Annotated in this window: 16 protein-coding genes; 12 read left to right on the top strand and 4 right to left on the bottom strand. The window is 35.4% G+C overall.

Translation table 11 applies throughout. The features are described 5' to 3' along the window. Nucleotides 1–38: 38 nt before the first annotated feature. On the top strand, nt 39–689 hold the full coding sequence (locus tag FNE73_RS07425; RefSeq protein WP_143884103.1) for an NAD(P)-dependent oxidoreductase: 651 nt from the start codon (nt 39–41) through the stop codon (nt 687–689). Nucleotides 690–775: 86 nt separating this feature from the next. Here FNE73_RS07425 and FNE73_RS07420 read toward each other — a convergent pair whose 3' ends face one another. Beyond that, nucleotides 776–1,765 carry a M23 family metallopeptidase gene (locus tag FNE73_RS07420; protein WP_143884102.1) on the bottom strand — a complete coding sequence of 330 codons (990 nt, stop codon included), beginning with the start codon at nt 1,763–1,765 and terminating at the stop codon, nt 776–778. Between the two features lie 223 nt (nt 1,766–1,988). Here FNE73_RS07420 and FNE73_RS07415 point away from each other — a divergent pair, with 223 nt between their 5' ends. The 9 genes from FNE73_RS07415 (at nt 1,989) to FNE73_RS07375 (ending at nt 10,517) form a co-directional block, all read left to right on the top strand. Then, nucleotides 1,989–3,029 carry an NAD(P)H-dependent glycerol-3-phosphate dehydrogenase gene (locus FNE73_RS07415; RefSeq protein ID WP_143884101.1) on the top strand — a complete coding sequence of 347 codons (1,041 nt, stop codon included), beginning with the start codon at nt 1,989–1,991 and terminating at the stop codon, nt 3,027–3,029. A gap of 148 nt (nt 3,030–3,177) precedes the next feature. Continuing rightward, nucleotides 3,178–4,452: an acetyl-CoA hydrolase/transferase family protein gene (locus tag FNE73_RS07410; RefSeq protein ID WP_143884100.1), complete on the top strand. Its 1,275-nt coding sequence runs from the start codon at nt 3,178–3,180 to the stop codon at nt 4,450–4,452. 104 nt (nt 4,453–4,556) lie between these two features. Continuing rightward, entirely contained in the window at nt 4,557–5,336 is a 780-nt protein-coding gene (locus FNE73_RS07405) for a hypothetical protein (protein WP_143884099.1), read from the top strand. A gap of 229 nt (nt 5,337–5,565) precedes the next feature. Continuing rightward, complete coding sequence (hppD, locus tag FNE73_RS07400; RefSeq protein WP_143884098.1) at nt 5,566–6,696, top strand: 4-hydroxyphenylpyruvate dioxygenase; 1,131 nt, start codon at nt 5,566–5,568, stop codon at nt 6,694–6,696. A 67-nt stretch (nt 6,697–6,763) separates the two neighbouring features. Continuing rightward, nucleotides 6,764–7,222 (top strand): hypothetical protein, encoded by a 459-nt coding sequence (locus tag FNE73_RS07395; protein WP_143884097.1) that lies wholly within the window; start codon nt 6,764–6,766, stop codon nt 7,220–7,222. Nucleotides 7,223–7,261: 39 nt separating this feature from the next. Next, on the top strand, nt 7,262–8,509 hold the full coding sequence (gene fahA / locus FNE73_RS07390) for a fumarylacetoacetase (RefSeq protein WP_143884096.1): 1,248 nt from the start codon (nt 7,262–7,264) through the stop codon (nt 8,507–8,509). A gap of 27 nt (nt 8,510–8,536) precedes the next feature. Continuing rightward, entirely contained in the window at nt 8,537–9,358 is an 822-nt protein-coding gene (locus tag FNE73_RS07385; RefSeq protein WP_143884095.1) for a flavin reductase family protein, read from the top strand. Between the two features lie 15 nt (nt 9,359–9,373). After that, entirely contained in the window at nt 9,374–10,147 is a 774-nt protein-coding gene (locus FNE73_RS07380) for a HipA family kinase (RefSeq protein ID WP_143884094.1), read from the top strand. Beyond that, nucleotides 10,134–10,517: a DUF3037 domain-containing protein gene (locus FNE73_RS07375; protein ID WP_143884239.1), complete on the top strand. Its 384-nt coding sequence runs from the start codon at nt 10,134–10,136 to the stop codon at nt 10,515–10,517. Before FNE73_RS07380 ends, FNE73_RS07375 begins: the two co-directional genes overlap by 14 nt. A gap of 53 nt (nt 10,518–10,570) precedes the next feature. Here the strand turns inward: FNE73_RS07375 and FNE73_RS07370 are convergent, their stop codons facing one another. From FNE73_RS07370 to FNE73_RS07360, 3 genes are all read right to left on the bottom strand, one after another. After that, the gene (locus FNE73_RS07370; protein ID WP_143884093.1) at nt 10,571–11,455 is read right to left on the bottom strand and encodes a hypothetical protein; all 885 of its coding nucleotides are present in this window, start codon (nt 11,453–11,455) and stop codon (nt 10,571–10,573) included. Between the two features lie 205 nt (nt 11,456–11,660). Further along, a complete protein-coding gene (gene dtd, locus FNE73_RS07365) occupies nt 11,661–12,110 on the bottom strand; it encodes a D-aminoacyl-tRNA deacylase (RefSeq protein WP_143884092.1) in 450 nt (149 codons plus the stop codon). A gap of 1 nt (nt 12,111) precedes the next feature. Then, complete coding sequence (locus FNE73_RS07360) at nt 12,112–12,570, bottom strand: hypothetical protein (RefSeq protein ID WP_143884091.1); 459 nt, start codon at nt 12,568–12,570, stop codon at nt 12,112–12,114. A 109-nt stretch (nt 12,571–12,679) separates the two neighbouring features. Between FNE73_RS07360 and greA the strand changes: the two genes are divergently transcribed. Continuing rightward, a complete protein-coding gene (gene greA, locus FNE73_RS07355; protein ID WP_130915121.1) occupies nt 12,680–13,150 on the top strand; it encodes a transcription elongation factor GreA in 471 nt (156 codons plus the stop codon). Between the two features lie 16 nt (nt 13,151–13,166). Further along, nucleotides 13,167–13,556, top strand: coding sequence for an HIT family protein (locus tag FNE73_RS07350; protein ID WP_143884090.1), 390 nt, complete (start codon nt 13,167–13,169; stop codon nt 13,554–13,556). Nucleotides 13,557–13,601: the final 45 nt, after the last annotated feature.

Here is a 13,601-nt window from a genome sequence, read left to right as displayed (position 1 = left end):
AAATGTAACAAATTTTATTACAATTAATAATTAATCACATGAAAAAAGTAGCAGTAATAGGAGCGACCGGTTTTGTAGGAACTCAGGTTGTAAAAGAACTCGAAAACAGAGGTTATAAAGTAGAAGCTATTGTAAGAGATGCTTCAAAGGTTAAGCAAAATGAAAATGTGACCGCCAAAAGTGTTGATGTAAATAATATTGAAGCTCTTGTTGAAAATCTTAAAGGCAATGATGCGGTAATCAATGCTTTTAATGCAGGCTGGACGAATCCTAACCTTTATGATGATTTCTTAAATGGTTCAGTTAATATAGAAAAGGCAGTAGAAATGTCGGGAGTTAAAAGATTTATTACGGTAGGCGGAGCAGGTAGTTTGTACATTGATGGGCAGCAGTTGGTAGATAGTGAAAATTTTCCTTCTGATATTAAACCGGGGGCAACAGCGGCAAGAGATTATCTCAATAAAATTAAAGAAAACGAGACTTTGGACTGGACTTTTTTTAGTCCTGCAATCGAAATGCATCAGGGAACTGCAGGAGTAAGAACCGGAACATACCGAACCGGGCTTGAAAATCCTGTCTTTGACGAAAATGGCAGAAGTATACTTTCTGTGGAAGATGTAGCGGTGGTCTTGGTAGATGAACTGGAGCAGAATAATCATATTCGTGAACGTTTTACAGCTGCCTATTAAAATGGTTTAAGATAAATTGATCTGATAAAAAAAACGTCGAAACCAAGGTTTCGACGTTTATAAGTTATACTCTTATTTTGTACTCGTTACATATTCATAAATAATTTGGGATTCACAGGAGTATTATTTTTATGAACTTCATAATGTAAATGAGGTCCCGTAGAACGTCCCGAATTTCCGGATTTTGCAATAACCTGCCCCACTTTTACTTTGTCATTGGTTTTAGCGACAAGTTGGGAAAGGTGTCCGTAAAGAGTTGCTAAGCCGTTACCGTGAGAAATGATTACACAATTTCCATATCCGCTTTTCTGCCCTGAAAAAATGACCGTTCCAGCTGCGGTTGCTTTTACATCTGAACCGGATGGCAGAGCAATATCCAGTCCTTTATGAAACTGCATTTGATCAGCTTCTGCGGGAGCATTATTAGCAGATTGTACTGGGTTTTTAGCAATAGCTGGAGCTGTAGTGGCAGCTGTATTAGTTTTCGGAGTTACCATTACCTTTACTTCTCTTTTATTTCCGTAGCTGTCAGTCAGTTCAATGGTTTTTTCAACAGGTTCAGCTTTTATTTCCGGTTTAGGAGCAGATGCGGTAACATTTGCTGCAGATTCAGGTTTTACTGAAGCATACACTGTTTTGTAAGGAATGGGATTTTTTCTGATTCCAAAGTTGGAAGAAATATATCCTTCACTTGGCATTCCCAAAGGAACGTACATCAGCTTTTTCTGAAGATCCATCAGATACTGGCTGTATCGGTTGGTTTGTTTAGCCAGATAAATTGAATTTGAAATACTGTCCTGATCAAGTACCATCAGCTTTTCGTTTGTTATATTTTTTGCTTTAAGAAAAGAGTTAAGCTGAGTAATTGTTTTGTCTACCAAGCCAAGATCCGATTTCATTTTCAGGTAATCTATACTGTCTTTCTCGGTATTGATTTTCACAAGGTTCACTTCATAATTCTTATCGTCTTTTTCGGAAAATAATCTAGCAATAAAGATGCTTTGTGCAAAAACGATCAATAGTAAACTTCCTAAAGTAAAGGTTACTTTCTTTTTGCTGCTTAAAAATTTCTTCATTTTCTTTTTTAGAATTTAATAAAGGTTTTAAGATGGCAAATTTAATTAAAAATATATTTTTATGATGATTCTTAAATAAAATTTGAACAACAAGAGATATAAACGCAATTTTATAATTTTAATTGTGTTGAATGTAACCTTTTTCATTAAGCCAGCGGTTTTATAGGTAAATAAAGTTTTTATATGTTACGGTTTTAATATATTTGCAGTTCACATCTTCATTATGGCTAAAAAGAAAAATAATTCAGACAGTACAACGGGTAAGAAATCTAAAAATGATGTGGCTGTTGGAGTTGTAGGGAGCGGAAGTTTTGCAACGGCAATCGTGAAAATGCTGGTTGAGAACTGTAAAACCGTTCATTGGTGTGTAAGAAACGAATTTGTAAAAGGAGCAATAGAACTCAGAGGTCACAATCCTACTTATCTTACGGCAGTAAATTTTAATTTGAAAAGTTTAAAGCTTACAACAGACATCAACGAGTTGGTATCGTCGTGTGATATTGTAGTTCTGGCAACTCCCTCCATTTATCTGTCGGATACACTGGATAAAATGAAATGCGATTACAGGGATAAAATATTTGTATCGGCTATTAAAGGTATTATTCCGAAAGTAAATGATGTAGTGGCACATTACCTTAAAGAAGAATTTCAGATAGGTTTTAGAAATCAGGCAGTTATTGCGGGACCATGTCATGCAGAGGAGGTTGCGATGGAAAGACTTTCTTATCTTACTTTGGCAACAGTAGAAGATGAGGTGTCTCAGAAGCTGGTAGATATTTTCAACTCAGACTTTATTAAAGTTCATTCCAGTAAAGATATTTTGGGGAATGAGTATAGTGCAATTCTCAAAAATATTTTTGCGATTGGTGCAGGTATTGCCAGTGGTTTGGGTTATGGAGACAATTTTACGGCAGTATTTGTTTCTAATGCCATCCGCGAAATGGAAATTTTTCTGGAAGCAATTTATGAAGCTCCAAGAGATGTGAATGAAAGTGCCTATCTCGGCGATTTGCTTGTGACGGCGTATTCATTATTTTCGAGGAATAGAAATCTAGGTAACCTCATCGGGAAAGGCTATACTGTGAAATCAGCAATACAGTCTATGAACATGGTCGCAGAAGGATATTATGCAGCAGATTCTATCTATAAGACGGCAAAAGAAAAAGGCTTGAAGCTTCCTATTATTGATACCATTTACGGAATTCTGTATGAAGGCAAAAATGCTGAAAAGCAATATAAAAAGCTCACGGCAAAGCTCAATTGATAAAATATAATTTTAATCTTATAAAACCAGATGCGCTGCATTTGGTTTTTTGTTTTCACGAAATATGATAAAAATCTTTGTAAAACAGGTCTTTTTTACAAATAATATGAAGTATCTTTAAATCTGAGAATCATCAAAACAAATAAGTATGTATAATTATATCAGTGCAGAAGAAGCAATTTATACGATAAAAAGCGGGAACCGTGTTTTCTTTCACGGAAGCGCCTGTACACCAAATTATTTAATTGACGAATTGGCGAGGCAGTCCCATCGTCTTGAAAATGTAGAAATGGTTTCCATTACACAGCAGGGAAATGTAGAGATTGCAAAACCTCAGTATAAAGGTAAATTTTTTGTAAACTCACTTTTTGTTTCTTCTCCGGTACGTGATGCTGTGAATTCTGACAGAGGAGATTTTGTGCCTGTTTTTTTAAGTGAAATTCCGATTTTATTCAGAAAAAATATTTTACCGCTGGATGTTGCACTTATTACCGTTTCACCTCCCGATAAACATGGTTTTTGTACCCTCGGAACTTCTGTAGATGTAGCTAGAGCAGCGGTAGACACGGCAAAAATAATTGTAGCGGTTGTAAATCCTCTTATGCCCAGAACGCACGGTGACGGAATGATTCACATTAGCAGAATTCATAAACTGGTATGGCACGAAGAAGAACTTCCTACAGTAGATTATGGAGCAAAAGTAGGAGCCGAAGAAATGCTTGTAGGAAAAAATGTGGCTGAACTCATAGAAGACAGATCAACTTTACAAATGGGGATCGGAACTATTCCGGATGCTGTTTTGAAATGTCTTGGAAATCATAAAGATCTCGGAATTCATACGGAAATGCTGAGTGATGGCGTGATAGATTTAATTCAGAATGATGTTATCAATAATAAATATAAAGGCTATAATGACAATAAGACAATAACAAGTTTCTGTTTTGGGACAAGAAAGTTATATGATTATGTAGATGATAATACTGTTTTTTCGTTTGATGATGTAAGTACAGTCAATTTTCCGATCAATATCATGAGGAATAATAAGATGGTTGCCATCAACTCTGCCATAGAAATAGATCTTACAGGACAGGTCTGTGCAGATTCTATCGGAACAATGCAGTATAGCGGAATTGGCGGTCAGATGGATTTTATGAGAGGTGCTGCACTGAGTGAAGATGGCAAACCAATTATTGCAATTACATCAAGAACAAAGAAAGGAGTTTCAAGGATTGTTCCTTTTCTTAAACCGGGAGCAGGTGTGGTTACAACCCGGGGTCATATTCATTATGTTGTTACAGAATATGGTACAGCGTATTTATATGGAAAAAATCTTCGTCAGAGAGCGCAGGAATTGATCAGTATAGCGCATCCAGATGACAGAGAAATGCTTGAAAGAGCAGCTTATGAAAGATTTAATTCATAAAAATTCATAAAAAAATCATTTTAGTTAGATGTATTTAGTATATTGTGGTATAACTATGGCTGTGGCAGTATTTTTGCTAATAGCAATTTCTAAAAAAAACATAATTGAAAACAATATATAATTCCATAAAGGAAGATATTCTTAAGCATTCTAAGGTGTCTAATTCAGTTTTGGGAAATACTTCAGGATGGAAAAGAAGCCATTTTGTGATCTTATCTGAAATTATAAAAGATGAATTGGCGACTTCCGAAGAATTGAGAGATCAAAAAAAGTTCGAGTTGGGAAATACAATTTCTCACGTTACATTGCAAAGATTTTTTGAAAATGAATACGACGAAAAAACACACAATGATCTTCGTTTTTTAAAAACTCTGGATAAGATTTGTATATTTTTAGGCTTTAAAAATCTCAACGCCTACATTCAGCATTATCGTGAATCAGTAAAGGTATCGGAAACTCATCATAAAAACAATTTTACTAAACATATTGTATATCAATATTGTTCTTCGGTGTTTGAGCTTTACAAAAATTTTCCTGTTTTGAAACTGGAGCTGTTTAAGGATCTTGTATTTGACAATTCTCCATTCTTAGAAAGGGCATCCAATTTCAGCAGAGAACTCTGTGAAAGAGAATTTGAATTGGTGACCAAGAATAACCGTTCAAATTATGAAGTTTTTGATATCAATATTCTTACCGATGAGCCAGATAAAAAAATACTGGAAGCTCAGGAATTCTGGAATTTGCTTTTCAGGACGGGTTCAGGCGAAGAACATTTTGTCAATCAGCTTAATACTCAGATTTATTTTATTCGTAAAATTAATGATGAGTGGAAAATTTGGGATAATTATAATCCTGATGCCGGAAGATTGAATAATAAAAAATAAAAGCCGTAAATAATTACGGCTTTTGTAAATCGAAATAGTTTCTCTTCAACATCTGTCTTCCATTACAAATGTAGATTTTTTTATTATAATTTGTATAAACTTAAATTTACTTAAATGAACTCTTTGCTTTGTTGTTAATTTAATAATAATTCATTGATTAGTTCTAATTACTTATTATTTCTCAGAATTTTGTAATTTGCAGACAAAATAAAAGTAAAAAATAGAAAATATGTCAACACTCACATTTGCCGAGAAAATTGCTCAGGCAGAAAATTTTTTGCCAATCAACGGTACCGATTATATTGAATTTTACGTTGGGAATGCAAAGCAGGCTGCGCATTTTTATAAAACTGCTTTCGGATTTCAGTCTCTTGCGTATGCAGGACCGGAAACAGGAGTGAGAGATCGCGCTTCTTATGTTCTTCAGCAGGGAAAAATCAGATTGATTCTTACAACAGGATTAAAATCTGATTCTCCAATTTGTGAGCATGTAAAAAAGCATGGTGACGGGGTGAAGATTTTGGCACTTTGGGTTGATGACGCTTATTCTGCATTTGAAGAAACTACAAAAAGAGGTGGAAAGCCCTATTTGGAACCAGTTACATTGACTGACGAGCATGGTGAAGTAAGAATGTCAGGAATTTATACATACGGTGAGACGGTTCACATGTTTGTGGAAAGAAAAAATTACAACGGAGCATTCATACCTGGATATGAAAAATGGGAAAGTGATTATCAGCCGGAGGATGCTGGTTTGCTTTACGTAGATCACTGTGTAGGAAATGTAGGTTGGGACAGAATGATTCCTACAGTAGAGTGGTACGAAAAAGTAATGGGATTTGTAAACATTCTTTCTTTTGACGATAAACAAATTAATACAGAATATTCTGCATTGATGTCTAAAGTTATGTCAAACGGTAACGGGTATGCAAAATTTCCTATTAACGAACCTGCGGAAGGTAAAAAGAAATCTCAGGTAGAAGAATATCTTGATTTCTATGAAGGAGAAGGAGTGCAGCATATTGCAGTAGCAACCAAAGATATCATTCATACAGTTACGGAATTGAAGAAAAGAGGAGTGGAGTTTCTTTCTGCACCGCCGGAAGCGTATTATGAAATGGTTCCGGAAAGAGTAGGGCATATTGATGAAGATTTAAAAAAATTACAGGATCTTGGTATCTTAATTGATCATGATGAAGAAGGCTATCTGCTTCAGATTTTTACGAAGCCGGTAGAAGACCGTCCGACTTTGTTTTTCGAAATTATTGAAAGACATGGCGCACAAAGTTTCGGAGCTGGAAATTTCAAAGCGTTGTTTGAAGCTTTGGAAAGAGAGCAGGAAAGAAGAGGTAATCTTTAATTTTATTTACAATATTAAGTTTTGTCAGGATGCAGATCTTGACAAAACTTTTTTAATACCAACTTAGATGAGAAAAATTTTTATTGGAATATTTTTGCTGACAGGTTTTGCATTTAATGCCCAAAACTATGGAGCGATTAATGATATTCTTACCCTGCTTGAAGAAAAAAGAGGAATTAATCAAAATCTTGAAAACCTCAGCGTTGATAACAGAAAATTTGTCCTGATAAAAGATTTTCCCGATCACACGGAAAGAAATTTTATCGTTATTAAAGGCAAAGATGCAACATATGTAGAAATGTTTGATGATAAATCTACGGGCGAAACCAGCTCTAATGTTTTCAGCGGGGATATTTTAAGAAAGAAGAATATCGTTTCGCTGCGTGCAGACAAACTGGAAAACAAAAAAATTCCTATTCCCGTTACCAAAACTTTACTTCTTACCAAACAAAAAGAAATTCTTTATCTTATAGACATCAATTCCCGTGAAAGATGGATTGATGAAAAAGCATATTCAAAAAAATAAAAACAGATCAGTTTTTTTGATCTTAAAATTTAAAAAATTATGAAATCATTTGTAGAATATTCCTCAGAGTCAGATTTTTCTATACACAATATCCCATTTGGCGTAGCGGTTTTCAATAAAGAATTCATTGCATGCTGCACAAGAATCGGAGATCAGGTTATTGATCTTGCGACATTGTACGATTTAGGCTATTTTGAAGAAATAGAAGGTCTTGTTGATAATGTTTTTGAAGCGTATACTTTAAATGAGTTTATTGAATTGGGAAAACCGATTACCAATGCGGTTCGACTCAAGATTCAGGAATTATTGAACGAAGGCTCTATTTTGTCTAAAGACGAAAAAACAATAGAAGAGGCTTTTTATAATCTGGATGAGGTAAAAATGATGATGCCTGTGCATGTTCCGAATTACACCGACTTTTACAGCAGTATAGAACATGCTACCAATGTAGGTAAAATGTTCAGAGATCCTGCCAATGCATTGCTTCCCAACTGGAAACATCTTCCGGTAGGTTATCATGGCAGAGCTTCATCTATTGTAGTTTCCGGGACAGAAATAAACCGTCCGAAAGGTCAGATGAAACCTGCGGATGCGGATAAACCTTTTTTCGGACCTTGTCAGCAATTGGATTTTGAGCTGGAAATGGCTTTCATTATCAATAAAAATACGGAAATGGGCGAAAGTATTTCCACTAAAGATGCGGAAGACGCTATTTTTGGAATGGTTGTTTTCAATGATTGGTCGGCGCGGGATATTCAATCTTGGGAATATGTTCCGCTAGGACCTTTTTTAGCTAAAAATTTCGGCTCGTCAGTCTCTCCGTGGGTTGTAACTCTTGAAGCGTTGGAGCCATTTAGAACCGCTTCTCCAACTCAGGAACCTGAAGTTTTAGATTACTTGAAATTTGAAGGTGACAAAAATTACGATATTAATCTGGAAGTATATATTAAACCTGAAAATGGAGATGATAATTTAATCTCGGAAAGCAATTATAAATTCATGTACTGGAATATGACGCAGCAATTGGCGCATCATACGGTAAACGGTTGCAATTTAGAAGTGGGTGACATGTATGCAAGCGGAACAATCTCGGGAAGCGATCCAAAATCTTTCGGTTCTATGCTGGAATTAACGTGGAGAGGACAAAATCCAATAACATTAAACAATGGTGAAGAGAGAAAATTCATTAATGATAATGACACAGTGACAATGAAAGCCTGGGCTGAAAAAGATGGCGTAAGAGTTGGTTTCGGTGAAGTTTCAGGTAAGATTATTCCTGCGGTTTAACTTATGTGTCAAGAAATTTAATTGGTAATGAAAACACTTATTCCATCAGAAATAACTCCCGTGCAATTACAAACTGTTATGCAGACTGCTGTTTCGCCGCGTCCTATTGCATTGGCTTCAACCATTGATAAAGAAGGAAATCCTAATCTGTCGCCTTTCAGTTTTTTCAACATGTTCAGTACGGTTCCACCGGTTTTGATTTTTTCTCCATCCAGAAGAGTTCGTGATAATACCACAAAACACACTTTGGAAAACGTCTTGGAAACATCCGAAGTTGTTATAGGAACTGTAAATTTCCCGATCGTACAGCAGATTTCTCTGGCTTCAACAGAATATGGAGATAATGTAAACGAATTTATAAAATCTGGTCTTACCATGAAAGATGCAGATTGGGTACAACCTAAATTAATTGCAGAATGTCCTGTTAATTTTGAGTGCAAAGTCTTAGAAGTTAAAGCTCTCGGAGATCAGGGTGGAGCGGGAAATCTTGTGATTTGTGAAGTAATGAAAATTCATATCCGTGAAGAATATCTTGATGAAAATGGTAATCTTGATCAGGCAAAATTGGATATGGTTGCAAGATTAGGCAGCAATTGGTATTCCAGAAACAATGAAAATAATCTTTTTGAAGTTCCTAAGCCATTGGTTACAAAAGGGATAGGGTTTGATCGGCTTCCGGATTCGGTAAAGCTCAGTAAGATATTCACAGGAAATGATTTGGGAATGCTTGCGAATGTTGAGGTTTTGCCTTCTGAAAACTGCCATTCAGATGACAATATTCATCTTATTGCCCAGAAACTATTGCTGGAAAATAAAATTGATGAAGCCTGGAAGATTTTAATTAAATAGCTGTTGAATATTTTAATGAATAATTTACGTACAGTAACAGTGATGAGATACATCCTCCCGCTTAGAGAGGGAGGGTCTCTTCCTGCTTTGGCTGAGGCTGATGATGATTTTAAGTATGTTTTGAAATTTCGTGGTGCTGGTCATGGGGTCAAAATGCTGATTTCTGAACTGTTGGGAGGTAAAATTGCTGAAGCTTTGGGGCTTCCTATTCCTGAACTTGTATTTGCTTATCTGGATGTGGATTTCGGAAGAGCTGAAGCTGATGAAGAAATTCAGGATTTACTAAAATTTTCTGAAGGTCTCAATTTGGGTCTTCATTATCTTTCAGGTTCAATTGCTTATGATCCTGCCGTTCGGATAGATCCTCTTTTAGCGTCAAAAATTGTATGGTTTGATGCCTTTATCACCAATATAGACCGGACTTTTAAAAACACCAATCTTTTGATGTGGCATAAAGAGCTTTGGGTCATTGATAACGGAGCTTCGTTTTACTTTCATCACTCTTGGCAAAACTTTGATGCCGCTGCAAAAACACCATTCAAATATGTAAAGGATCATGTTTTGCTTCCTCAGGCTGTTAAGCTTGATGAAGCAGATCAATTTGCGCATCAGGTTCTGAATGATCAGATTTTTCGGGATATTGTGAATACTATTCCGCAGGATTGGCTGCATTGGGATGATGCGGAAGAAAATCCCGATGAAATCCGTGAGATTTATTTTAATTTTCTAAAGACAAGATTAGAAAATTCCTTAATTTTTTTAAATGAAGCCAAAAATGCAGGAAGATAAAATATATGAATATGCAGTAATAAGGCTAGTTCCGAAAGTTGAAAGAGAAGAGTTTTTCAATATTGGTTTGATCTTGTTTTCAAAAAAAGAAAAATACATTCAGTCACGATTTTATCTGTGTCCTGATAAATTCAGGCTGATGCGAAGTAAGCTTGATTACAATGATGTTTTAGAAAATCTGAAGAGTTTCGAGAATATTGCTGACGGTAAAAAAGAGGGTGGTCCTATCGCAATGCTGGATATTCCCGAACGTTTCAGATGGTTAACTGCGGTTCGGAGTTCCGTTGTTCAGACTTCAAGACCTCATCCGGGAAAATCTAAAAACCTCAACGAAACATTTCATAAGCTTTTTGAGGAGCTGGTTATGTGAGTTTTATGTTGTTTGTAATTGGCATGCAGAATTAATGTTGGCTCTAATAAAAATTACCGTAGTTTAAAAACCGAAATTTCTGCCGATTTATCCGTAAGAAGTCCCACGTTTAATCCTCCCTGTACCAAACCAAACCGTAACCGATCTCCTGCTTTCAGCTGATAAATATGGCTGATCTGCCCTTGTGTAAGAGTAATATTTACAGCAATGGTAACGCCATTCAGCGGAAATGGCAGCTGAAGATTAAGTAGATTTACTCCTCCAAATTGCCGGTAATCCAATAAAGATGTTGTGGATCCTGCTGTCTTGGTAATCGCAATTCCCGGTAAATTCGATAATAGTTCTGCAGAAATTCCCTGCCCAATTCTAAAACTGTAATTAATGTGATAAAAACCGTCAGATGGAGCAATATATTCATTGTTGGAAACCTGATTGGTAGTGATTTCTGTATTAACATTGGTGGAATTTGCACTTAAAGGGATATAATAGAAAGCGCTCGAAAAAAGGCTTAGATTTACGTTTATTAAAGAAAGATTGCCTGAAAATTTTGCTGCGTATACACTGCTTGATGGTGTGTTTTCACTGGAAGGCATTTTGTTCCATATGCCCAACGTACTGTTCGGATGGGTGTAGTAAGCATCATATACAAAAAGACCGGTGGTTTTTACATCTTGTGTTTTCGGTTCATTGTCACCCGTATTTGTAATGGGACTTGTTACATAAACGATGGCTCCATTTTGTGCAGAACCATAAGCTGAAGCTTTTAATCTTAATGAATCTCCGGAAATCCTTGGTGGGATAACGCCATCAGGAAATTTAAGATCTGTTACCTTTTGGATGTGAAGTGTGGATTTAGGAGTTTCGGTATTTATTCCCACTTGTGCATCTATAATGCAAAAAAACATTATAAATATTGCAGAAAGACAAACGTTTTTCATATTATTTAGCTTTTGTTTTTTGGTATGATAAAGTTAAAACAAAAGAAATATAAAAAACAATAAAAGTGGTATTTGTTTTTGGTATTTATATTTTTTTAGTGAAATTACGGTTGATGTGGTATTAAAAGATGCTCCTAAGAGTATATTTGATAAATTTAATCCATTGATTAAAAGAGATCTTTAGCCTAGTAAATAAAGATATATTTTATTGTTTGGTTTGAGAATCCATTATAATAGTTACGGGTCCGTCATTGATTAAAGAAACTTTCATATCGGCTCCGAAAATTCCGCTTTCTACTTTAAGGTGCGATTTTTTAAGTTCATTTTTAAAATAATCAAAAAGCGGAACCGCCTGATCTGGTTTTGCTGCTTTTATAAAAGAAGGACGGTTGCCTTTCTTGTAATCTGCAATCAGTGTAAATTGGCTTATGCATAAAATTTCTCCTTTTGTATCAAGCACGGAAAGATTGAGTTTTCCATCATCGTCTCCAAAAATTCTCAGATTCAGAATTTTTTGAACGAGCCACTCAGCATCAGGTTTGTCATCATTTTCGTCAATACCAACGAGAAGCATCAGACCGCTATCTATTTTACCGACAACTTCTTCGTTAACTTTTACACTAGCTTCAGTTACTCTTTGTACAACAACTCTCATCTTAATTATATAAAGTTAAATTTTTGGTAGAAGCATCATAATTCCAGAAATATGTTTTTGGAGGAAGAGATGATCCGGAGGTTGGCTGTCCGCTCAGTAATATCCATGTGGCATTGTCTTTAGGACATACAATACTTATATTGTCTTTTACCTCAAGAGTGGTGTTGTTATCTGGGCAAATGTGAGGTGCATTTCTGTCATATACCTTAAAAGATGCGGGAGCGTCGGCTGTTCTTACTACAATTAAACCTCTTGTGCCGGCTTGCTGCTCGTTCACATAAATCCACCCTCCAACGAAGTTCAGATTGTTGTAACCTGCAAGATTCAGGTTTAAGCTTACGTTAATAGGCGTCAATGGAAAACAGCTTACCGTGTCGTCCCGATTGCTACATGAGTTTATATTTAAAAAGCTGAATGCCAATAAGATGAAAATTGATGCAATTGAGAAACTTTTTTTCATTTGAATATAAATTTTTATATATTTGTAAAACAATAACGATTAACAAGCAAAAACATTGTCCGACAAATGTCGGATAATTTTTTTATAATAAAATAAAATTTTAAAGATTATGGCAAGCTATGTAACAAAGGAAGGATTGGATAAAATGAAAGCAGAACTGGAGCAGTTGGAAACTATCGAAAGACCTAAAATTACCCAGCAGATTGCGGAAGCCAGAGATAAAGGTGACTTGTCTGAGAATGCTGAATATGATGCTGCAAAAGAAGCGCAGGGCATGCTGGAAATGAGAATTTCAAAATTGAAAGATATCATTTCTACTTCTAAAATTATTGATGAAAGCCAGCTGGATACCTCAAAGGTTTCGATTCTGACAACAGTAAAACTGAAAAATAACGATACAAAAAAGGAGCAGGTTTTTACTTTGGTTCCGGATAATGAAAGTGACCTGAAAAGCGGTAAAATTTCTGTAAATACTCCCATAGCCAAAGGACTTTTGGGTAAAGTAATCGGAGAAACAGCTGAAATTGTACTTCCTAACGGTAATAAATTGTCTTTTGAAATATTAGACATAACTTTGTAATACTATTTCAGAAAAAATGAGCTCAGTTTTTACTAAAATTATCAACGGTGAAATTCCGGCTTATAAAATTGCAGAAAATGAACATTTTATTGCTTTTTTGGATGTAATGCCTCTGGTAAAAGGTCATACTTTGGTAGTACCTAAAAAAGAAGTGGATCTTATCTTTGATCTGGATTCTGAAGATTATAAAAATCTCTGGTTATTTGCCCAAAATGTAGCAAAAAAGGTTAAAAAGGCGATTCCATGTGTAAGGGTAGGTGTTGCTGTCGTGGGTTTGGAAGTACCTCATGCACATATACATCTTGTACCACTGAATACTGTAGAGGATATGAATTTCAAAAACGAACGGCTAAAGTTATCAGCTGAAGAGTATTCTGAAATACAAAATTTAATAATTAATTCCTAATATCATAAAGGTCGTAAAAAAGAAATTTTTTACGACTTTCTTTAA

This window comes from Chryseobacterium binzhouense (assembly GCF_007474545.1).
Lineage (GTDB): Bacteria > Bacteroidota > Bacteroidia > Flavobacteriales > Weeksellaceae > Chryseobacterium > Chryseobacterium binzhouense.
Note: the sequence above shows the minus strand (reverse complement) of the source record. Positions and strands in the feature narration are given on the sequence as shown.